This is a genomic window from Lysinibacillus sp. NPDC093688, assembly GCF_050280145.1.
GTDB lineage: Bacteria > Bacillota > Bacilli > Bacillales_A > Planococcaceae > Lysinibacillus > Lysinibacillus xylanilyticus_B.
In genome coordinates, this window is record NZ_JBNNUX010000042.1 from 12,865 (window position 1) to 35,360 (window position 22,496).

Genomic DNA, 22,496 nt, shown 5'->3' on the forward strand with positions numbered 1-22,496 from the left:
CTGTTGAGATTGGAATAACTTCTATATCTAAGTTGCAACTATATTTTTCACACCATATAGGGTCGGCTCCTATATCTCCTTCAACTTTTAACTCATATGTTTCTTGAATTTAAAAACAGATCTAAAAAAACTTAGAACCTCCTCCTCCTTCCGTTGTTCTAATGATTATTACTTTCCAAGTACTCCTCGGCTAGTTGAGGATTTTTGTATATAGCCATACCAGTTTTCAACTTTTTAAAACCAATCTTTTCGTAAAAAGGTTCATTTCCTGTTGTTGCAATTAACTGAATACAAGAAACATCCCCTAATTGGCAAATGATGTCCTCTAAAAGAGTTCTGGCAATCCCTCTTCCTTGATAATCTTTATGTACTACAACATCATAAATAGCAGCATTGAATACACCGTCCGAAAGAGCTCTCGCAAAACCTATAATTTGATGCTCTTTTACTGCGAAAACTTGATGTGTACTTGCATTGAAAACTTTTTTTATTATGCTTTCGTCATGTTTCATCCATCCTACTGATTGATAAACTTCTTTTAACATTGTTAGCTCGTTTTCCTCTACTTCATATTTAAGTAAAACCATTTCCATCCCCCAATTTGTTTGTTATTTCTTTAAATATAAACATGTTGGTTCATATATTTCACCATCAAATTAAACGTGATTACATATCATTTACAAACCAAGTCGCTTGACGAACGTTTGTTCCGGTATTAGAATAATAAAAAAAGGAGGCAATTTTATGCAAAAAACGAACACCATCGAATTAGTACATTTCTCTGAAGAGTATGTGGATAGTTTGAATGACTTTGACCTTCCAGAAGAACAAAGTCAATTTACTGCCCTTCCAATAGAGATTTCTATAGAAATGGTTGGACAATATCCGATCGTAATTTTGAGTGACCATGTGCCTGTAGGATTTTTTGTCCTACATGCAACAGAAAGAGTAAAAGAGTACTCTACTAATCCAAAAGCTATGCTGCTTACTGCATTCTCTATTGACCATAAACAGCAAGGAAATGGGTATGCCAAAAAAGGAATGCTGGCACTGCCTGAATTTATTAAAAGAAAATTTAAAGATTGTAATGAAATTGTTTTAGTCGTTAACCATAAAAATATTCCGGCTCAAAATTTGTATTTAAAAGTTGGCTTTGTCGATAACGGGGAAAGAAGAATGGGACGTATTGGCGAGCAAATTGTTATGAACCTAAACCTTTAATAGATTTTCAAAAATCACTCTTCATAACATGAGTGATTTTTTTGTTCTCCCCTTACTGCATATGGTATTGTTGATCGTCTATCTGAATGCTGTGGAGTACCTATAACAAAAGCTCAGAGAGATAATGCAGCAAACTGGCTTATGAACTGTGGAGTTGATCCTCTAAACACAGCTCATCGAAGAAGACAACTAACCATGGTTAGTTGTCTTCTTTTAAATTGAGTTGCGATACACACTCTACATGTGCGGAGTGTATGCGGCAACACATTGGTGCTGGTGGGTTAAATTATATTAAAAAATGACTCTGCTCTACTTTAGCGAAATACCAACTTACTGTATCTTCTACTTTCACTTACAAAAAGAGCATCAATCCCTTTTTGATCAGCGACTCTATTAAGTTGAAGAATTATTTCATTATGTATTTAAGTTTGATTACCTCAAGTCTTTCTTTTTTCTTCTTTTCTCCTTTTTGATTCTTTTACATAATTAATATAGTTCCCTGTTCCTTCTATTGCTGAAACTGCAATGATGGCCCATTCTAGTGGATTAACATCTCTTAGCGATTCCTTTCCATAGAATAATGTAATGCTAGCAATAAACCCATAGAGAATTGCTTTAGAAAAATACTCCCAAATAGGAGAATAATTTTCTATATTAATTTTTTTGTATATTTTGTCTATTAAGATTACTATTCCTAAAATTAAAACTACGGTTATAATCATTTCCGTCTTCATAGTCCACCTCCATAAAAAATTTTAACACATGCTTCATTATTTAATTTCTTCGAAGATATCTTTAACCCTTTATGTAACATAACCCTTTTCTCTTTGTCTCATGTATTTTTTTATTAACCCCATGTCTTAGTCTTAAGAAGTTCACTGTTTAATATTTCAAGCCAAATAAAATGCATTTGAATCTTTATGGCACTTTTTTGACCAATTAATATAATCTTCATCTGATTATAAATCTTTCACAGGATTCTTTTGCATTTTTAAATATGCAAGAGTATGCAAAAGCTTTACCGCTTTCAGTCATTGAATCCCTTCCTTTCGCAATCTTTACTTCACTCCTAATTAATTATTTTCATACGACCAACTTTACATCATAAATACTAGCTCTGTAAATATTTTCTATTAAAAAACCCAAATCCCATTTATTAGGATTTGGTCTTTCAACTTTTTATTATACTAACTCCAACCAAGCAACAGCCTCGCTATGTACGAAGTGTATGAACAACACATGAGATGTTTATGGGTATATCTACTTCTCAAATGCCTATGTATGCATAATATTAGATAACCCGAAAATTCTCGTAGAATTTTCGGGTTATCTATCCACTTGTTACAATTATATAATCTAACCACAGAACACCTTCATTGTTATGATGGATAGTGGTTTTAAATTTAATTATGTTATGAATTTATCTACTACCAAAGCTGCGGCACAATAAATATCTACTGGTATCCATAAGAGCCATCCTATCAACCAGTTTAATTTTATATATACATTAGGTGATATTATTTTCAATGCTATTTTTGTATTTCCTACAAGTTCATTATTTTTCCGTACCCCTTCAGAAATATTCTCAACCTTCAGTTCTGCTTGAGTTAAATTAGGATTATGAAAATCAACCTCTAAAAATGCGTATTGCGGATTTGAAATCGACAATTTTACACTCCTTCGTTTCATCCTAATTCCTTAATAAATCAATTAAAAGCTTAAATTTCACGTGGCATTTGGTCTATTATATTCACAAGATAATAACAACATGCACTATTAATTTACAAAGTTTTGCAATGAGTACATCAACATGTCGATTATTGACGTAAAATTCTAAAGAGGGTTTTTGGTTTTAATTATAATTCAATTTTCAACCTTTATAATCAAAATGCCATCAAGCTTTCAACAAAAAAATTAATACCCCCTTCTTTAGAAGAAAGCTCAGAACAGTTACTTCAATGCTCCTTAAAATATCCTGTATTGCGTCTGGAATCGGAAAGCGCAAAAAATCAACTAAAATTGACTTCTCTCGCTTTTTGTTTTGACCAGTTTTGTCACAGCCGCAAAATGTTTATGACTGTTTTGGCAATCGGCTATTTAAAGAAGACATTTTCATTGAAATGTGTATGGATTACTTACTCTTTGGGATTTTTTAATTGGATTCTTTAAAGTTCCTCTAAGTAGATTTACATAATATTTTTATCAATCCCCCCCTCTTTTTGGCAAGTTCTCATGGTAACTCTCTTGCTTCCGCTCCGTAAGAAGTTTAAACCGATCGGTAACATGTTGCCCCCACAGAAATTAAAGTATCCGACCTGTTAAAGTAATCACTTTCTTCCTCTGCGCTCTTTAGATAATATGTTTACTTTTCAACGATTCTTTACACCCCAAGCTCCAGAACTTGGCGATGGTAGACGATTGAACGCTTCAATGGATCCACCTTCTTTAAACTTTTTCATCCTTCGCTCGACTTGTGTTTTATTTTAAACGCCAAATCATTTGGCAATGGAAACATAGCTTTCGTTACCGGCTAAATATGCCTGAACTTCTAATTTAAACTCATTTGTATACGAATTATTTTTTCAAGGCAAAGAAAAATCCCCTTTAGATAGAATGTTAATACCGATTACTGTAGCTCTTCTAACATTATCTACTTAAAGAGGATATATCATTGGAGACAGGCAATTTTTTAATTAGGGAGTTTACTTTGGATAATTAATTTATTTTTACGCTTTTCATCTGAAAGGTCCTGATTAATAATATAGATACCATTTTCCGCAGAAAATCGATAAATATAAGGAGTTTCCAACTTCCCGTTTTTAACCAGTGAATTATTCTTCACCTTAAATTTCATAAAAGATTTATCATCATAAGAGAAAAACACCTGATTATTAAAATCTGTGTATAGAGAATTTACATTTAATACATCCGAAACAACTTCTTGCGTATGTTTATTCGAAACATTATAAAAAAGAAGCTTTCGTTCATCAACTATAGGTTCACTAGGGTCATTAAAGGTTAGATAAATAAATTGTTGACCATTTAGCAAACTTGCCCAACCAATGAATTCATAGTTAGTTTTTATTTCTTCGATTTCTTTACTTTTCACATCGTATAAATACAGATAACCAACATTATTTTTTTTATCAGTAAATAATATTTTTCCTTCCTTTGCAGATAAAAACATATTCATAAATGTATAGGTATTTAAATCAAATATACTGTCAGTTTCATTTGTTTGTAAATTTTTCAACATAACTTTCGGCTTGCTCGTCCTTTGATCCATTGATATCCAAGCAGCATAGTCTTCAACAAGTACAGGAAAATCATTATCGATATTTGGATCATTTTCTTGTGTTAATGGTTGTATTTCATTCGTATTTAAATTCATTAAATACGGATTTATCTGTCCCCCACCTTCATCAGCATCAACCCACACTAACCAATTATCATTCATTTCTAGACCTTGGACAGACGGAAATTTAAATTTGCTATTAAATATAGTTTTATATGTCTGAGTCTTTCGATTATATTGAATGATTTTATTATCTAGACCAGATGAACTTTTATGATCTGCACTCATGAAAATTGAGTTAGCATTACCTCTAAAAGAAGTTATGCTAGAGAAAGGAACATCTACTGTTTTATTAAAATCTTCATCAACGATTTGATAATATTCAAGAGTCTCATTTTCAGCATTGTTATTGTTATGAACCACTTTAAAAATAACTAATAGAATAAAAACTAAGCCGGCAATTAATCCAAATGCTACTAATGTTTTTTTCAAAATAATCTCCTCAAATAAATCTAGTTATTTAATTTTGTTTTACCAAATCATTGCAGGGTTACCACCATCAGCTATATAAACAGCTTTTGCAATACCTTTACCCTCTATAGTAGTATCTGTTGCAATTCCAATAGATGTCCAATATGTTCCGGTGCCTGTAAATTTTGTATGATGATTTGGATCTACAACCCTTAGAGTCTTATTGGATTCTCTGTACCCACTTATCGTTACATAATGGCGAAAATTTGTGCCTTTATATTGTTCAATCCATTCTGTTTCCGTTAATAAGATTGGTGCTGTTTTTTCATTCTTTAAGCTATCAGTAATACGTGAAATAAATGTTTTTTGAGGATCTTTACTGTCAATAATACTACCTACTATATAAGGGTTTGAACTAAAACCATATATATTTTTATATTTATTTAAACCGTTTCTTAGTTCTGTAGATTTTGTTGGTCCTTTTTCTGGTAGAACACCAATAGTGACACCAAAGTGCTCTTGAGTTGGCAAAACTTCTTTACTCTTACTTTTTGTTTTGTGGAAACTTAAAGCTTGTCTTCCTGACGCTGGACCGCAAAAATTTTTATACGCTTGCTTATTGTAGGTAACTGGTATTGTATAATAGGCGGAGGCACGCGCTAAACCTTGTTCTTGTTCTCGTTTTTCTCTTTCGGCAATTTCTAAATCTCTTTGTTTCGCCAATTCATCATAGTATTCTTTGTTTTCCATATAATCTATATCTACATTCGAAACACCACTATCATTTTCTTCTTCTGAAGCTGCCTTAAAATTTTCAGGTAATGCACCAATACTCATCGTTAGTAAAAATAAAGCGCTTAAAGCATATTTTCTTTTCATTATTTATCCTCCATTCTTTATTTTATTGTGTCTTTGCTTCTAAAAGCTAAGCATTGCAATAAGAAGCGTTTTCTTCCATTTCGTTCCTCATTTGTGTTTAAATAAGTAAATTGTTTTATTCGCATTTCGTCGTACCACTAATATTTCGCAACAAATAACAAGTAGATAATGAAGGAAATATACTTCCTGTAGCCTCCTAAAAATTCGAAGTTAATTATCTAATGGAGATGATCTATAAACAATTAGAAGTCATAATATTCAGTTAATTATAATCACCTCTCTCCTTAATGGTCGTCTAGTTGATACCTTCTCACTGATAGTATAATCGTAGGCATTCTTTTTCTATTTTTTCAAATAAGTTTTACACTATGAGGATTGGCTCCACCTAAATCTATGACTTTAGTGAATTAGCAAAACTTAACCTCTTTTGCAACCACCTTTAGTTTTTCAACTAACGGCGGTCTGTTACCAAAATAAATAATTAACATCCACATAAAATAAACTCCTATTTTTCTAGACTCCCATGGAATACATTTGCAACTATAAGTCGATGTTACCCCGGAATATATCCATAACTATAAGTCTATATCACCACTAGATATACCTACGACTATAAGTCGATATAACCGTGCTATTTTTGTATAAACAAGGCGATTTTCGTCATTTTTCGTAAATTATCACGAATTTCGTGAATTTTCTCGTCTTCATAGAAATATATTAACAAAAAGAAAAAGTGTACTCATAATGTAGTTCAAATGGTGTTACCTAGTTTAATAGGGTCAAAAGGTGGAATAAGTTGTTGTCAACGTATCTTTTAGCCTAAGGCGCAAAGTGTACAACAAAACGACTGTCGTTTTTAGTACTTACGTAGGATTAATACAGGGATTCCTTTTAATTACATACAAAAATAGAAGAGGCTTTTGTCCTCTTCTACCAGTTCATTTAGATTTTACCGGACCCAACGAAAGAACGATTCGATGGTCCGGTGTGATTTGTACACCTCCGCGATTTCTTCTGAGTCAAGTTGAGCAAGTTCGTCACAACACGCATTGTTCTTCCTACCGTAATCGTTGCCGAATCAATAGCTAACAGTTTTTTTCACACTCATGCATAATTATTCTGAAATTAATCCGTAAGCAGAAACTTTCTTAATTTTTAAGGATACAATCATTGAGACAATGTAGGCTAAAATAAGAATGCCTACACAGAGCATTAGAATAATCGGTAAATGAACGATAAAGTCTAAACGTTTCACCCCTGCACTTGAAAGTAATACAGAAAGCATAGGGTTCGTATAAAAATATCCTAGTACACCACCAATGGCCACTCCAGTAATTATCACGGGCACAAAGCTGATGGAAATTTGATGCATTAATTGAATGGTTGAGTAGCCTATTGCTTTCATTACGCCAAACTCTTTCTTACGCTTAATAATCATCGTTTTGATGATCAGATACAGAATCATTACAACAACTAGAACGGTAATTGTCAGAACCATTATCATAACTGCAAACACTGCAGCTGTATACATACCTGTTTGACTCTCTATAATTTTATCTATGTTTAACGTTTCTACTATATAATCTCCGTACTGTTCTTGAACGTCTTCAATAAAGTGTTGATTTGATAGTCCATCTAGATATACATAAAGGGTCTTGCCCTTATAATCCGACTGTAATTGCTGAATGCCATCCATCGTTAATGAGGTTATTTGTCCTAAATTACCGATCGATTGGCTGAGGCCTGTTACTAGAAAACTAGCTGTTTTAGTCCCATATTCTACTTCAACCGTATCGCCAATGCCTTTATTAATTTGATTTGATACAACCCAGGAGATGGCTATTTCATTATCATATTTTGGCTGACGACCTTCGTAAACAATATTATTTTCTAACTGATTATAATTATTCGTAACATACGTATCTACAGTTTGATGATCAATTTTTGTTGTAATAATATCAAAAATAGTGACCTTACTTACTTGGTCCATTTGTTTAATGTTACTCAAAAGTTCTGTTGTATCTGTATCTGGCCTAACCGTTATCATCACATTTGCCGGTTCTGTGCCAAATAAATTCACAAATGCGGTTTTGTCTGAAGCAATGTTGTAAAAAAGCACCACTGAAAAAACGGATGCAAATGTTAATGCGATCATAATTAAAAGTATCATGATGTTTTGTTTTACATTTGACACCATCGATTTAATTGCAAGTAAAAAATGAAGCCCACCTCCCGTATTCTCCAATGGAAAATAATTTTTTCTAAAACTGTGCGTTTGAATGCCTCCTCGGAGTGCCATAATAGGTTGAATTTTTCGAACACGGAAAGCGGAAATTAATGCAACAATTACAACACAAAAAGCAATAATGAATATATTGGCTACATTAATCATCATATTGAATCCCTGATACCATATTAATCCAGATAAAGATGAAATAATGCTTCCTATGATCGGCATAAGACAATATGACAATGCAACCCCTACTACACTTGCACTTAAAGCAATTAAAACAAACTGTAAAATAATTGACGATAGAATTTGTCTACTTGTATAACCAATTGCTTTCAGTACGCCTATATTCGTCATGTCGTCTTCAATGCTATTTGATATACGAAACTTAATGACAATCAGTGAAACAAGCACGATAATGGCTGCAAAAGCTACTAATATCATAGCGATGATGTTAATGGTTAACGTGCTCACACTTTTCACCTTTTCAATATCTAACGCCCCAATAGATGAAGTCGCTTCTGTTGATTGAGGAAACTCCTTACTAAAATCATTTAGTAACTTTGTAGATTGTGTTTTGTCTTCCATCACTGCAGATATGATCAATCCTTTGCCTAGTTCATCAGCTAACGTTTGATAAGCCCTGGCTGGTAGCATAAATTCCATGATTCCAATGTTACTCGTACCCATCATTGTTGCTTCAAAGAATCCAGCAATTCGATATTTATAGTGCTTGTTTTGATAGGTGATGGTAAAGTCTTCACCTAACCCATAACCACCATTTGTTTTAAGTGTGTAAGGAATAAAAATATCATTAGCACTTGAAGTGTTTAGTTTTTCAACCAACTTCAACGCCCCGATATTACGATGACTATCTGCATTAAAAATAGCGATACGATTAGCTAATTCATTATCACCAAAATTAAATTTGGCAATGTCCATATTGATAATTTCCTCTGTTTCTGACTCTTTCACCCCAGGATATTTCGTTATAAATTCTTCATAACTTGAATTATAACTTGGATAATCCATCACAATTATTGCGTGAGGATCTTTTAATTGTTCAACTTTACTATCAAAAAATGTATTGATTTGAGTAATGACCATTAGACCTATATTTAGTAGTAGCGCAGCAACTAAAATAAATGTAAATAAGGAAGCTGTTGCAGATTTACTTTTCCTAATATTTGCAAGGGCTAAATTCATGATTTTCACCTTACCACCCCATTTCTGCAAGGAAAGCCCCGAGCTTTTCATGACGCTCGAAATTCTCTTTCTCACTGAACGCGCCTAACTGCAAGTCACCGCAAATTACGCCATCTCGCAAATATAAAATTCGGTTTCCACGCAATGCAGTTTTCATATCATGAGTGACCATGACCATGCTTTGCCCATTTCGATTTACATTTGTTAAAACATCTAACACACTATCACTAGATGCAGAGTTTAATGCACCAGTTGGTTCATCGGCAAAAAGTATTCTCGGATTGTTAATTAATGCTCGAACAATCCCAACTCGTTGAGCCTCACCACCAGAAAGCTGTGTCGGAAATTTAGACCATGCGTGTTCATTGATCCCTACTTGTATTAATAGTTCTTTCGCTTTTTTTACGAGTTCACGCTTATTCTTATTTACTAAAAGACCACTTGCCAGTACATTATCGAGTACGCTCATATTGTCCAGTAAATAAATTTGTTGGAATACAAAGCCACAATTGTTCCTTCTAAATATTGCTAGTTGATCGTTGTTTAATTTAGTTAAATTTTTACCAGCAAAATCGATTTCACCTAATGTCGGTTTATCCATTCCACTCATTGCGTAAAGTAGAGTGGACTTCCCCGACCCTGAACTACCCATTATGATTGTAAAATCCCCTTCTATTAAACTGATATCTAGATTTTTTAATACATGCTGTTGAATTCCACCGCTCGAAAAGGTTTTACACAGCTTCTCCGTTTTGATAATCGTCTTTGTCATGTTTTTAGCACTCTCCCTTTATTAAGCTCATGTTTGAATTTGCAAATCAAAGAAAAAAAGACCGTAATGAAGATTACAGTCTTATCATACAAAATGAATCCTTATTAAATCTTTGTGCAATTATTAACTAATCCTTAATTATCATGCAAGCTTGATTTTCAATACTACGGTAAAGCCATCATGCCCATTGTAACAGCTAATCTGGCCATACATATTTCCCATGAAATACTTCGATATATAGAGACCAAGTCCTGATCCATTCTTGCCTCCGATATTTGTTCCTCGATAATATTTATTGAACAGTAAAGGCAATTCTTCTTCGCTAATTCCGGACCCTAAGTCCATGATGTGGAGTTCAAGATAACCCTGCTTGATTTGTGACTTAATAGTGACCTTAGTTCCTGCATATTTATATGAATTACTAATAATATTGTCTATTACCTGCTGCATACGTACAGAATCCGTTAAAATAATACATTGTGGAATTGAATCAAAGACGATTTGATTGTCATAATTTACATTTTCAATCATCTCAACAAGTACCTCGCTCGATTCTTCGGTTACTGTTATCTGTAACTGTTGCAGTTCTTCTAAAGTGGCATGAAACATATCTGTAACAAGTAAGTCAATTTGCTCTGCTTTCGAATAGATTGTATTCACTTGCTTAATGACCTTTTCATCCCTTGCCTGCAGAAGCATCAATTCACTAACTGCCTTTATTGAAGCAACAGGCGTCTTAATATCATGACTTAATGTTGCCACAAGCTCTTTCTTACTACGGTTGGATTCATACTCTCTTTGACGAGCAGCATAGAGCTCTTCACGTAATAAATCAAAACTTTCCGTGAATGCACCAAAATAATTGTTTTTATCCATATTTAAAGGAATATCTAGATTACCCCTAGCAACATCCGCCGCGAAATATTGAAGCTGCATAAAAGGTTTCAATAACGTTCTGTAAATGTAGACATGGTAAATAATAATAACACTCATTAATAAACCAACTATTAAACTGAAAGATGTAACCAATTCCTTTTTCATTTCTTGCACTATTTCTTTATCGTTATTGCGGATAATAACTTTCCCTACAATCTCGTTATTTTGCATCACATCAATAATCGAATCTCTATTTTTGATGGCATCATATATATTTATAAACTGAATACCCGGTGTTTGATAAATTACATTTTCTAAATTATCTATAATTATAAGTGGTTGTTGAAAGCCACTGTTATTAAATGTTTCATTATTAATTTGTCCCCAATTTTTTTCGACGGTTTTAACTAATTCATTAATGGCGACAATATTCACTTCTGAAATATTCTTATTGTTAATCATAATTATTGGGAAAGTAATTCCTGCAACAAAAATAACCAAAAGCAAGGCAATTAGCAATTTCTTTCTCATTGCTTAGTGTCCTCTAACACATATCCTGTTCCCCATACCGTTTTTATAAATTGCGGGTCCTTTGGATTCTCTTCAATTTTCTCACGTAAATGCCGAATATGTACATTTAGTGTCCCATCCCCTACAAAAGAATCTCCCCATACATTTTGAAACAATTCACCTTTAGTAATGATACGGTTTTTATTATTCGCCAAATAATACAGAAGCTTATATTCCATCGTTTTTAGCTGCATATCAATACCCTTTACTCGAACACGATGAAGTTTTGTATCAATTTGGATTTGACCAAACTCTAAAACCTCTAGTTGGTTAGAACCACTCCCATATCTTTTGAGTACTGCTTTTACTTTTGCTAATAATACGCTTAGTGTATATGGTTTTTGAATGTAATCGTCCCCACCTATGTTAAGTGCGATTAGAACGTCGTCATCGCTGGAACGAGCACTTATAAATAAAATCGGAATCTGCGTAGTTTTACGCAATTTTTTACATAAATCAAACCCCGATTCACTTCCAAGATTGATGTCTAGAAGAAGTAAAGATGGTTCATGTTCTTCCAAAAACAACTCGCACTCCCCTGCACTTGCCACAAAAGCCGTTTTGACTTCGAACATATTAAAATATTCACAAGTTGTTTCAGCTAATGCGATCTCATCATCAACAATTAAACAATCTAATTTCATCGTAACTCTCCTAGAAAAAGACTTCCGGTATGCATAGCATAAGAACTAAAAACGCTGAATTCATAACCTGTTTGCTGTAAAATCTCATCTTCTTCTTTAAGTTTGATATTCTCGTGTAACTTCTTGAATTGTGTTCTACAATCAGCCATACACATTCCTCCTAAAGTCCGTTAAATTTTCACAATAATAAATAAGAAAAAACGTTCGAATTAATGCTATTAAATATATGTACAAAAATATAATTAAATCATTGTAAGATACCACTGATTTTAGTATGAATAATAAAAGTTAATATATCCCATTAATTATACAATAAAAGTTGAAATTTGTTCTTAATAAAATAATTCTTTCTTACTATAAAAATCTTAAAGTCTTAAGAGTAAGATGATTAACGCTTGATGCTAATAGCAGCTTATAGATATAAAACTATCCCTATAAGAAAGGAGGCGGCCTCTCTTTGTAAAATTTGTGTAAAATGAATTCAATTCTTTTCTCAAAAACGGAGAAAGCCCATAAACCTTGATATATAAGGTTTGTGGGCTTTCAAGTATTTCTTATCTTAACTAAAAACTTCTAATGATACCGGTGATCGGGATAGAAAATTTATTTTTCTATATTTTTAGTATCACTCTATTCTAATTCATCTAACACTAAATACCTTTTCTTCTGTACTTTAAGACCATTTTCATCAAAGTCCTAATTTGCAAATTAATTGTTATACAGGTTTTCATATTAACTATAATGATTAGTTAATCCCTTTTTCATTAAACTGCCCCAGCAAATATCTCCGTGAGCAAAGCACATCCCATACCATCCGGATTGTTGTCGTCTTTCCAATAAATCATCACATTTTTAGGAGGGTTGGAAAGGTCTAACTTTCTAATTACTTTTTTATTATTTTCATCTGGATAATAAAATAAATTTTTATATTCTTTATGTGCGCTATTCACACCGTAGTGCTTTCTATTTCGATCGTTTACAATGTATGAACGGTCAAAGTTTGCATTTTTTAATGTTTTGCCTGATGATACTTTCACTATATCACTTACCCATATTTTTAAATCCTCATGATTTATGTCTTTTTCAAACGGTGAGCTTTCATAAAAGTCTTTTATGTATTGAATGACTGGTTTTCCATAGTCTGATTTCTCGAATAAAAGATTTTTTTCTTCTTTATATGATTTAAAGCCTGAGTAAATGAAAGAGATAAATGACTTAATTGTATGCTTCGTGTAATCATAAATCGGTTCAATCTTTCCTATGGCTTCTTCTTTAAGAATCTTACTGAGCAAATCAACTATAGTAATCCCCAAGCCATCTAGTTCTTCTTCACCCCAAGACAGATGATAACAAGGTACTGATAACCTTTCTACTTCTATAGTAGATAATAATTCATTAAATTCATTTAAAGCTCTCTTACTTCCAGTATGCGTTAAGAATATAAAGGAAACTAAAGGTTGTTCTTTCTCTAATGATGAAACTTTATAAAAATTAACTAATCCGATGATTTCCTCAAAAAGCTGATTATCTCCTTTTTGAATAGCTCCATCGTTAATTTTATTTTCCACACAAAACGAAAACTTTGGAAGACTATCAGAAAATGTTTGGTCAAAAAGTTCAATTACAATATCTATATCTCTTGTTTTTTTAGCACTTTCACTCTCTGAGCTTATGACCTTTACTTCAGCTTGAACTCTTACTTCATACTTCGAATTTCGAGATAAATCTCGAATCCGATTATTGTATATAAGCTCGTTATACTGCTCTTTATTTGCTAATACAATTGGTGTTAAAAAACTCTCAACAAACCTTGATCCTAAACCATGATTTTCATTAGGGTCTAACAAATAAGCAAGAAACGAAGTTACATTAGGCTCATTGATAGAACCATCATTAGAAGATAAAACCTTAAAAATATTCATCCTTAAACCCCTCTAATTATAATTATTTACTTTTTCAATTCAAAATTATATTTCTTGTTTATTTTAGTAGCAATTTTGTCTAAAAACTCACTTACTGTCATCTTCTCAATTTCACGTGTATACCATGCCAACTTAGCACCTTTAGAAACACCATTATGATAAACCTCTAAAGGCATATAGCTCTTCGTAGCATACGTATAATCAAATCTAATAAGTAGTACACTACCATCTTCACATTCTAATTTTACTTTATAATTTGGATTCTTGTATTCCGTTAGAAGCTTAACTCCTTTTATCTTCGCTAACATATCAAAGACCTCCAATATATTCTAATATATTAATAGTTATGTATAAATATAATGATATCAGCGTTCAAGGAAATATCAACCTACTCATAGCAAGGTCTTTTAAGTAATTTCGGAGAACGTTCCGCTTCAACGATGAATTCTGAATTGCGCTTTCTACTAATCTAAAGAAACTCTAATCCGGAATGAGTGTGTGATCATTCGATCGATGGATAAGGAACAGCAACATCCATTTTCTTCTTACGAGTATATACACGATTAGAAGTCTTTTTCTGCTTGAGCGCAGATGGATCTGCAGTTCCATCAGAATCTAAGAATAAACGGAACTTTCTAAGATGAGACAAGTAATCACTAACAAGTGAATTAACATTACCGGCTGCGTTCTCAGAAAGTGGAGTTGAAAATGTTACTATATCCATACTTTTGGTTCATCACATATATTTCATTAATTAATTGTAAGTTATGCGGATAAAAAATCATCTTTCTCTCACACTAATGGTGGAGGTGAGATGATCATGGGTAATAATAAACATAAAAATAATAAAACTCAAGACAACAAAAAACAGCAGAATCAAAATCAAAATGCTAACAGAGAACGTAAAAATGAAAACAGAGAAGAGTTCGCTGAAGAAGTAGATTTCAGTAGTATTCAAAATGAAAATAAACGTTAATAGTGATAAACTAACTCCCAATATTCACCTTAGAAAAAGGTGTGTATTGGGGCTTTTCTTATTGTGTAAACATCACCTAGATCCATCTCTTTCGATTTCTTAAAGTACAAAAAAACCGGAAATAATTCCGGGCTGATCATCTGCGGTATCATCTTAAACTTGTCTACTGTTAGGCAAAGCCAGCCCTTAATATAACTGGCTTCTTGGCTTATTCCTCATGCCCTCTGAGGCTCCATGTCAAGTTGCAACATCTCGGGGTGTTTTTGATACCGGTGGTCGGTGTCGAACCGACACTTCAAAGGAACACGATTTTGAGTCATAGTGGATTCTAGCAATCCCATTCCTATTAAATCCGTCAATATATAGCCTTCTTCATTTTTGGTCTTAAAAAGTTGTAGATCGCAAAAAAACAAAACGATTCCCCAATAAATAGCAAATACAAAGAAACCCTCTTGACGTAAAGCACCGTTAATACAATACTCAAACTTCCACTTTTCCGATAATAGCTTTTATCCGTGCTTGTTCTTCAGTCTTATCCATGTATTCAAAAAATCCAAGACGATTTCCCCAAGGGTCCGTAAAAGTGCCCCATTTAGCTGAAACTTCTGGTCTTGAGTAAATTTCAAAATTATCAATGTTAAGTTCTTTTATAAGTCTTGCTCTTTCAGCTTCGATATTTGTAACACCTAAACGTAAAGGGCCATTTCCTTCAATAAGATTACCCTCTGCTACTTGTAACCAACAACCAGGTATAAGTTCCCACTCTACAAAACCATCATGTGGTATGAAATCCGGTTTCTTATTTAACAGTGTTTCATACCACTTATGCCCTTCTTCGATATTAGATACTCGTACTTGAGTAGTCATTTCAAAAATCATATTTTAACCCCTCCAGATTATGGTATGTATATTCTTTTCAATACATTTGATTAAAAACCCTTTAATCAAATCAATTATGCCTCGGCATAATTGCGTCTGGATTCGGCTTTGTGCTTAGGCCTACATGAGGGCCGACATGATGTCGGTCATTTCGGTAAAAACGCCACAGGACGTGGCGTTTTTACCGATGCAGGTCAGTTAGCCATTATCGCATGGACAAAAGTTCACCCTTTAATAAATTGCATTATATAGTATTCTTACTATATAATAAAATCGAAAATTCCGAAATTTCCAGCAAATCACTGTATGGAGGGAATAATAAAAGTTTAGAAAGGAGTTAATAAGATGAGAGATATTAGAGTTTATCATGTAGATGCATTTACAACAGAAAAGTTTGGCGGTAATACTGCTGGCGTCGTGCCAGATGCTGATATATTATCCGAAGTTGAGATGCAAAGTATCGCAAAAGAATTAAATTTACCGGAAACCGTATTTTTACTACCTTCCAATAATAAAGATATAGATTATAAAGTAAAATATTTCACTCCCACTGAAGAAGTCAACTTTTGCGGACATGCAACTGTTGGATTAACATGGCTTTTGGCCACTGAGTTTAGTCTTGCTGAGAAAAAGGAAGGTATAGTGCTAGAAACGAATATCGGTAGAGTACCAGTTGTATGGCATAAAGAAAACGGAAAAGTTATTGATGTGGAAATGACGCAAGTAACGCCCAAAACAGAAGATATCAATATTGATGTGGAAGAGCTTAGTCGACTAATCGGCGTCCATTCCGAAAGCATTGATTTAACCTATCCAATCAAACTAGCGAATACTGGTGTCTGGCATTTACTCGTTCCAATAAAAGATCAAATCGATATCGACAATGCCGTACCTGATTTAACGGCGTTAGGGAAACATAATAAAGAACATAATATTAGCACAACACATCTTTATACTTTTACTAACTTGCAAGAATATAAATTATATACAAGAGATTTTGCACCGGGGATTGGTATACCTGAGGATCCTGTAACTGGCGCAGCAAATGGTGCATTAGCTGGCTTCCTCTATTTAGAAGGCATTATTCCTCAAGGTGAAATAACATATCTTACAATCTCTCAAGGAAATGCGATAGGAAGACCTGGAACTCTTTATGTGACTGTTATTCCAAAAGAATCAGAACCAGTCATCAAAGTTGCAGGAGCCGCTGTCATCACAATTCGAGGTATCTTAACTATCTAAACATATCAGCTTGAATTTGAGGCATTTTTATATTTCTTATTCAAGCTGATTGGTTCTTTTACGGTTTCCGTATTTTTACTATCTCTACACGCATTTGTTTAAACGGCTATGAATGAGCTCCTCTACTTGTGCCTTTAGAGCTTGTTTGGCATAACGTAGCACTTCATCTTCACCTGCTGTTTTGATGATTACATCGCTGAAATATTCATCAATGTTAACCCATTTTACAACAGCAATATTTTTCTTAGCCAGGACTCGCCTCTTATTGTAAAAATCATTTCTTATATTTTTTAATAAATCCTCTACAATATGGATGTAGATTTTGGACATTTTTAACTTTTCAAGCGATGAATAGTCTTGTTGTAATGACCTGATGGCCATATCTAATTTAATAAACTCATACAAAACATTCCGATCCTCACCATTAATCATCAACGTCCACCATCTTTGCGTCTTGGATTGTATTAAATGCAATACGTTTGATAGCTACATCCGTCTCTAGTAACAATTCCTTTTTGAGTAGATCAGTTCCTGTAACTTGCCCTGTCTCGTCGTGCAAATGATCGTTGCTCCACAGCGTTAACGTAATCAGTTTTTGCATGTTAAAAGCACGTTGTATCGTCTGTTCTATTTCCTCTAACTCCCACTCGGTTAATTCTCTCTTTTTATCGTAAAACTGCTCTTGCTTCCACCCTCTAATGAGGCCCAGATGCTCAGGAAGCATCATTGCCGTCCACTTCATTGATCCACGGTCACGTATCATCTAAACACTCCTCGAATTCTTAATCGTTCCTCTATTTTGTCTTCTGTCATTCACTCCTTACGCTAAATGCCCACCCACTAGGTGATTACGTGTAATAGCTGTGCCAGCCTTTGTATAAGAAGCCGCCCTTAATAAGGCTACAGCTCCATATTTTCTGCGGATGGCATCCATAACATGACCAATTATTTGTCGTTGCTCCTTATGCTCATCAAATAAATCCAATTGGATGCTGCACGCTGGTTCTAGATTCGTTACTCTAACTGACAATTGACGCGCTGGCTCGCCCGCAAAGTGCTCATCCAGTAATTCCAAACAAGTTTTATACATCACTAGCGTTTCACTTGTTGGTATGGCAATCGTTCTAGAACGGTGGAATCCTTTTGTCATCGCATTTCGACTATAGGAGAGTCCTAAGCTGATTGTACGGCCAACATATCCCGCTTCACGCGTTCGCCTCATTACGTCCTCACACATTTCAAGTAGCACGACAGCAATTTCTGTTCGCGTGTGATAATCTCTCATTAACATTTGCCCTTTACCAAAGCTTAACGCTGAATTCGTCACTAAAGGCTCTCCTAACGTGGAAAGATCAATCCCCCACGCATGGTAATATAATTGATTGCCCATAATACCAAAGCGTTTTTCTAATTCCTCTAAATCCGCATTAGCCAATCCGCCGACCGTTTGTATGCCCATTGCCTTTAAGTTCGCTTCCATCTGTTTGCCGATGCCCCACATTTCCGACAGAGGTCGTACCGGCCAAAGCTTTTTAGGAATATCTTCATATGTCCATTTAGCGAAGCCAGATTTTTTCGCATCTAAATCTAACGCTAATTTAGCTATTAGCATGTTTGGCCCCATACCGATTGCAGAAGAAATACGGAATTGCTCGTAAATCGCCTGTTGAATCATTTTGGCCGTTTGCTCAGGCGAACCCCAAAGTTGTTCTGTACCAGTTAGATCCACAAAACTTTCATCGACACTATAGACATGAATCGCCTCAGCAGGTACATACTGAGCTATAAGGCGAGTGATCGCCATTGACATTTCAAGAAAAAATGACATTTTAGGTTCAAAAAGCTTAATATCTGGATGCTTAGGTATCTCATAGCGCCTATTTCCCGTTTTGATTTTAAATTTTTCCTTCATCACCGGCGAGGCTGCGAGAACGATACTACCGGGTTGCTCAAAGTTACCAATAACTGCAATGGGATCTTTCAAGACATCTAAACCTTCTAGCATTGCAATACAGCTTGCGTAAAAGCATTTCATGTCAATACAAAAAATGTCCTTATGCGGCAGATTGTCGTAATTCATATCACCTCACGCTTCCGATGCGTAACAGGCATTATTGCTAGAACATTGTTAATAATAAACGTACGCTTTGCCTGCCTCGTAAAGCAAAATGCTGTAAACGAATCACCAATAATCTTTATGATTTTTACACGCCTTTTCGTAATGGCACCAGACTTGGCTACATACATCATGCTAACTACTTGTTGACGCTGCATTGCTTTTATTAACTGTTCTTTCATCTTAGTTGCTCCTTTTCACTCTGTTATATGCACTGAGCACAGCAGGGCTGTTTTTCAAAACAGAACAAATGTTTGTATATTCATTATACGCACATACGTTCCTGATTAGAAGAGGGAATTTTAGTTAATTTTTAAGAAGTTTTTAGAGGATAAATAAATCAATTTCACCTAGGCCGTAATTGTTGCTGTCGCTTCGCTTTCGCACAGAAAACATTTGTTGCTGTCGCTTCGCTTTCGCACAGAAAATATGTTGAATGAAGACAATGGGCGTTCGCGTAAGCCTAAAATAGCTTTGTACATATTCTGTGCTTAAGACATGTATTGAAAATTAATTAGAGAAAGGATGTAAGTATTAGCTCAAATATTGACTATACTTCACCATCAACTCAGTTCACCTCTGATGTAAATGACAACACTCTTTTTAAAAAAGATGATCGGAATTTTATAAATATTCTAGGTGCAGAACAATTAAATACGTTAGAAAATATATCTTTGCTTGATATTTTTCTAAGTAAGAATAAGGTGATAGAGCCTCACTATCATCAAAATGCAGCAGAACTTGTTTATTGTATTTCTGGTGTTGCCATTGTTTCTATATTTAATCCCTTTACAAAAGAGATTAAAAACTATCCGATCGAACCTGGCCAAGTCGCCTATGTACCACGAGGATGGTGGCATTATGAAATTGCTACTGAGAATGACACGCATTTACTAGCTATTTTTGATGCGCCAACTCCTGATGTTATTTTAGGGTCAGATATTTTGAAATTTACACCTTCCAATGTTATGGCTCACACGTATTGTTTAGATGAAGATCAGTGGAAGAAAACAATTGCGCCTATTGTACCATCGACATATATCGGTCCACCGAAAGACTGTAACCGTGTAAAATCAACTTCGGAAAATCAAAAAGATCAAAAGGAGAAAAAAGATCCTCATCATAAACATAAAAATAAATATAGACCTTCACAGTTTATGAACCCATATCCGCCATATCACAATCCGTATATGAATCCATATATGAATCCTTATGGCTCATATTATTAAGCAATCGTAAAAAAACGGAAAATCGTAATCGTTCATACGCATATATGACTCGGCATCATAACCTCTACGCCTTTCATCGCATAAAAATAAATAAAAAGGAAAATCTATATATTAAAATCATAGCTTCGTTATACTAAAAGAGGTGTAGAACATGGAATTATTTCCAGTGATCCATACAAATTTTTGGGATGCTGTAATAGCCGTTCCAGCTGTGTTACTTATTACACAGCTAATTAAGGTATTTATGCATGTTCAGCCTAAATATGTTCCCGCAATCGCCCTTGCTATTGGCTTGGTTATTTCTATCTTCATTAGCCATAGACATAATCTTATTGCTGGAATATTTATGGGCTTTTTTTATGGTTATGCAGCTATCGGAAACTTTGCTGCATTAAAGACAACTATTAATAGCTTTAAAAGGAAGAAATTAAAAGAATAAACCTTTCAGCTTATCTACAAATAATGTGTAACAATAAACAAAGGTTGATTTTCACTCCGAGTTGGCGCTTTCCGCGGGCTTGGCTTCAATCTCCTCGTCACTACGTTCCTGCGAGGCTTTCAGCTCAAGCTCATCCCGCAGGAGTCGCCACTCTCCGTGAAAAATCAACAGCTCCTCATCATTATTATGAATAGATAAGCTAGAGCCAAAACAGTATTATAATTTTGATTAAAACACCAAAAATCCCATATCAACAAATTACTATACAGCTTTATACAACCAAGAGTAGCGTTTGTCTACAATCTAATAGGAATAAACTTATTAATTTGGGATGACATTTGTTTAAAACACATGTCGTGTATATAAGTTGATTGTAGTGGAGACTGAGCGACTCCTCGGGGATCAGCGTCACAGATGAGACCCTGCAGCGTAGCGAAGCGGCTCATCGGACGCCCCCAGGAAGGCGCTCAGTCGGAACGGAAATCACCCCACGTTATGATTACTAACCCCTTTTATTGTAAAAAATGATTAGAATTTCATTTATTAACACATCCTAATCTCAAACAAATGCACGAGAACATGAGTTAGGATGTGTAATTATGGAATTAGCAAATGAAAATCTAACATCATTACGCTATAAGGAGATTTTTAAGATTTGGAAGCAGATTGGCGTTAATAATGGCTATATAGCTTCAAATCATGCATTTTTTAAGCACGCTGTTGATAAAAAGTTGAAAGCTATTATTGTGGATTTTGTTCAATGTTTAAAAGAGGAAAATAAACAACTAACAACGTTATTAAAGGAGAATGGGGTACTTGCCCCTACTACATCAATTGACTACGGAAAGTTGACAATGAAAAATAGACGAGGAACAAAAGCCATTAATGATACAGACATTAGCACCATCTTATCAATGAATATAGCTTCGTCAGTTATTTCAGTCAGTCAAGCTTTAGCAATGTCTCTTAAGAAGAAGCATACTGCAAAATACGGAGAACTTCATATGAGATATGCCATACTTGGCGCAAAGCTAATACGGCTCAGTAATGACAAAGGCTGGCTACTAGCTCCTACAACCATCTAATGTTAAAAAGCTCTTGTGTCAATGAAATTAAGATATCAAAATATGTTCTTCGGCAAAACGAGGGTTAATTTCCGTTCCGACTGGGCGTTATCACAAAATGTGATGGTTTTAGCCTTCTTTCCTCTATTGCTAATCCCCAGGAGTCGCGCAGTCGTAACGAAGATCAACCACTTTGTATAGTACGTATCTTCTGAAATGTCGCTCTAATTTATAGTAATCGAAACCTCGTTTTTGTGTGAAAATGAAGCATTAGCAACTTCAGATGTACAATAACGTCACTGTTATGAATTTCTTCTGTACGATTATGGTCTTTGAAATACATAAATTAATAAAAGGGCTATGCTATCGTTGATTGGAGTGGAAGGCTACTCGACTCCCGTGGGAAAGCGAGACAGGCGAGACCCTGAGGCCAACATGATGTTGGTCACGAAGGCATTGTCACAG

24 protein-coding genes are annotated in these 22,496 nt (G+C 34.4%); 6 read left to right on the top strand and 18 right to left on the bottom strand.

Features of this window, described 5'->3' with window-relative positions:
* Positions 1-158 precede the first annotated feature (158 nt).
* The gene (locus tag ACQKN2_RS21815) at positions 159-593 is read right to left on the bottom strand and encodes a GNAT family N-acetyltransferase (protein WP_427416802.1); all 435 of its coding nucleotides are present in this window, start codon (positions 591-593) and stop codon (positions 159-161) included.
* 151 nt (positions 594-744) lie between these two features.
* Between ACQKN2_RS21815 and ACQKN2_RS21820 the strand changes: the two genes are divergently transcribed.
* Positions 745-1,221, top strand: a complete 477-nt coding sequence (locus ACQKN2_RS21820) for a GNAT family N-acetyltransferase (protein ID WP_427416803.1) — start codon at positions 745-747, stop codon at positions 1,219-1,221.
* A gap of 437 nt (positions 1,222-1,658) precedes the next feature.
* Here ACQKN2_RS21820 and ACQKN2_RS21825 read toward each other — a convergent pair whose 3' ends face one another.
* The 12 genes from ACQKN2_RS21825 to ACQKN2_RS21880 form a co-directional block, all read right to left on the bottom strand.
* Positions 1,659-1,955 (bottom strand): hypothetical protein, encoded by a 297-nt coding sequence (locus ACQKN2_RS21825; protein ID WP_323645630.1) that lies wholly within the window; start codon positions 1,953-1,955, stop codon positions 1,659-1,661.
* A gap of 673 nt (positions 1,956-2,628) precedes the next feature.
* Positions 2,629-2,889 carry a hypothetical protein gene (locus ACQKN2_RS21830; RefSeq protein ID WP_427416804.1) on the bottom strand — a complete coding sequence of 87 codons (261 nt, stop codon included), beginning with the start codon at positions 2,887-2,889 and terminating at the stop codon, positions 2,629-2,631.
* 1,021 nt (positions 2,890-3,910) lie between these two features.
* Positions 3,911-5,008, bottom strand: coding sequence for a hypothetical protein (locus ACQKN2_RS21835; protein ID WP_427416805.1), 1,098 nt, complete (start codon positions 5,006-5,008; stop codon positions 3,911-3,913).
* 39 nt (positions 5,009-5,047) lie between these two features.
* Positions 5,048-5,866, bottom strand: coding sequence for a C39 family peptidase (locus ACQKN2_RS21840; protein WP_427416806.1), 819 nt, complete (start codon positions 5,864-5,866; stop codon positions 5,048-5,050).
* Positions 5,867-6,980: 1,114 nt separating this feature from the next.
* Positions 6,981-9,302: an ABC transporter permease gene (locus tag ACQKN2_RS21845; protein ID WP_427416822.1), complete on the bottom strand. Its 2,322-nt coding sequence runs from the start codon at positions 9,300-9,302 to the stop codon at positions 6,981-6,983.
* Between the two features lie 10 nt (positions 9,303-9,312).
* On the bottom strand, positions 9,313-10,074 hold the full coding sequence (locus ACQKN2_RS21850; protein WP_427416807.1) for an ABC transporter ATP-binding protein: 762 nt from the start codon (positions 10,072-10,074) through the stop codon (positions 9,313-9,315).
* A gap of 141 nt (positions 10,075-10,215) precedes the next feature.
* Positions 10,216-11,481, bottom strand: a complete 1,266-nt coding sequence (locus ACQKN2_RS21855; RefSeq protein WP_427416808.1) for an ATP-binding protein — start codon at positions 11,479-11,481, stop codon at positions 10,216-10,218.
* Positions 11,478-12,164, bottom strand: coding sequence for a response regulator transcription factor (locus ACQKN2_RS21860; RefSeq protein ID WP_427416809.1), 687 nt, complete (start codon positions 12,162-12,164; stop codon positions 11,478-11,480). Before ACQKN2_RS21860 ends, ACQKN2_RS21855 begins: the two co-directional genes overlap by 4 nt.
* On the bottom strand, positions 12,161-12,313 hold the full coding sequence (locus tag ACQKN2_RS21865; RefSeq protein WP_427416810.1) for a hypothetical protein: 153 nt from the start codon (positions 12,311-12,313) through the stop codon (positions 12,161-12,163). Before ACQKN2_RS21865 ends, ACQKN2_RS21860 begins: the two co-directional genes overlap by 4 nt.
* Before the next feature lie 615 nt (positions 12,314-12,928).
* The gene (locus ACQKN2_RS21870; RefSeq protein WP_427416811.1) at positions 12,929-14,086 is read right to left on the bottom strand and encodes a PD-(D/E)XK nuclease family protein; all 1,158 of its coding nucleotides are present in this window, start codon (positions 14,084-14,086) and stop codon (positions 12,929-12,931) included.
* Positions 14,087-14,112: 26 nt separating this feature from the next.
* Positions 14,113-14,394: a hypothetical protein gene (locus ACQKN2_RS21875; RefSeq protein ID WP_427416812.1), complete on the bottom strand. Its 282-nt coding sequence runs from the start codon at positions 14,392-14,394 to the stop codon at positions 14,113-14,115.
* A 194-nt stretch (positions 14,395-14,588) separates the two neighbouring features.
* Positions 14,589-14,810 carry a hypothetical protein gene (locus ACQKN2_RS21880; RefSeq protein WP_427416813.1) on the bottom strand — a complete coding sequence of 74 codons (222 nt, stop codon included), beginning with the start codon at positions 14,808-14,810 and terminating at the stop codon, positions 14,589-14,591.
* A gap of 96 nt (positions 14,811-14,906) precedes the next feature.
* Between ACQKN2_RS21880 and ACQKN2_RS21885 the strand changes: the two genes are divergently transcribed.
* Positions 14,907-15,062, top strand: a complete 156-nt coding sequence (locus ACQKN2_RS21885) for a hypothetical protein (protein WP_170938954.1) — start codon at positions 14,907-14,909, stop codon at positions 15,060-15,062.
* Positions 15,063-15,542: 480 nt separating this feature from the next.
* On the opposite strand, the gene ACQKN2_RS21890 is transcribed toward ACQKN2_RS21885, so the two are convergent.
* The gene (locus tag ACQKN2_RS21890) at positions 15,543-15,941 is read right to left on the bottom strand and encodes a VOC family protein (protein WP_427416814.1); all 399 of its coding nucleotides are present in this window, start codon (positions 15,939-15,941) and stop codon (positions 15,543-15,545) included.
* A 345-nt stretch (positions 15,942-16,286) separates the two neighbouring features.
* On the opposite strand from ACQKN2_RS21890, the gene ACQKN2_RS21895 reads away from it, so the two are divergent.
* Positions 16,287-17,183: a PhzF family phenazine biosynthesis protein gene (locus ACQKN2_RS21895; RefSeq protein WP_427416815.1), complete on the top strand. Its 897-nt coding sequence runs from the start codon at positions 16,287-16,289 to the stop codon at positions 17,181-17,183.
* Positions 17,184-17,267: 84 nt separating this feature from the next.
* On the opposite strand, the gene ACQKN2_RS21900 is transcribed toward ACQKN2_RS21895, so the two are convergent.
* Genes ACQKN2_RS21900 through ACQKN2_RS21915 form a run of 4 tightly spaced genes read right to left on the bottom strand, consistent with a single transcriptional unit; the run spans position 17,268 to position 19,481 of the window.
* The gene (locus ACQKN2_RS21900; protein ID WP_427416816.1) at positions 17,268-17,615 is read right to left on the bottom strand and encodes an aconitate hydratase; all 348 of its coding nucleotides are present in this window, start codon (positions 17,613-17,615) and stop codon (positions 17,268-17,270) included.
* The gene (locus ACQKN2_RS21905; RefSeq protein WP_427416817.1) at positions 17,608-17,946 is read right to left on the bottom strand and encodes a YolD-like family protein; all 339 of its coding nucleotides are present in this window, start codon (positions 17,944-17,946) and stop codon (positions 17,608-17,610) included. Before ACQKN2_RS21905 ends, ACQKN2_RS21900 begins: the two co-directional genes overlap by 8 nt.
* Before the next feature lie 57 nt (positions 17,947-18,003).
* Positions 18,004-19,263 (bottom strand): DNA polymerase thumb domain-containing protein, encoded by a 1,260-nt coding sequence (locus ACQKN2_RS21910; protein ID WP_427416818.1) that lies wholly within the window; start codon positions 19,261-19,263, stop codon positions 18,004-18,006.
* Positions 19,260-19,481 carry a transcriptional regulator gene (locus tag ACQKN2_RS21915; RefSeq protein WP_427416819.1) on the bottom strand — a complete coding sequence of 74 codons (222 nt, stop codon included), beginning with the start codon at positions 19,479-19,481 and terminating at the stop codon, positions 19,260-19,262. Before ACQKN2_RS21915 ends, ACQKN2_RS21910 begins: the two co-directional genes overlap by 4 nt.
* Before the next feature lie 351 nt (positions 19,482-19,832).
* Between ACQKN2_RS21915 and ACQKN2_RS21920 the strand changes: the two genes are divergently transcribed.
* The 3 genes from ACQKN2_RS21920 (at position 19,833) to ACQKN2_RS21930 (ending at position 22,052) form a co-directional block, all read left to right on the top strand.
* Positions 19,833-20,528 (top strand): cupin domain-containing protein, encoded by a 696-nt coding sequence (locus ACQKN2_RS21920; RefSeq protein WP_427416823.1) that lies wholly within the window; start codon positions 19,833-19,835, stop codon positions 20,526-20,528.
* 151 nt (positions 20,529-20,679) lie between these two features.
* Positions 20,680-20,967, top strand: a complete 288-nt coding sequence (locus tag ACQKN2_RS21925) for a hypothetical protein (protein WP_427416820.1) — start codon at positions 20,680-20,682, stop codon at positions 20,965-20,967.
* Positions 20,968-21,566: 599 nt separating this feature from the next.
* Positions 21,567-22,052: a DUF3231 family protein gene (locus ACQKN2_RS21930; RefSeq protein WP_427416821.1), complete on the top strand. Its 486-nt coding sequence runs from the start codon at positions 21,567-21,569 to the stop codon at positions 22,050-22,052.
* The last annotated feature ends 444 nt before the right edge of the window (positions 22,053-22,496 follow it).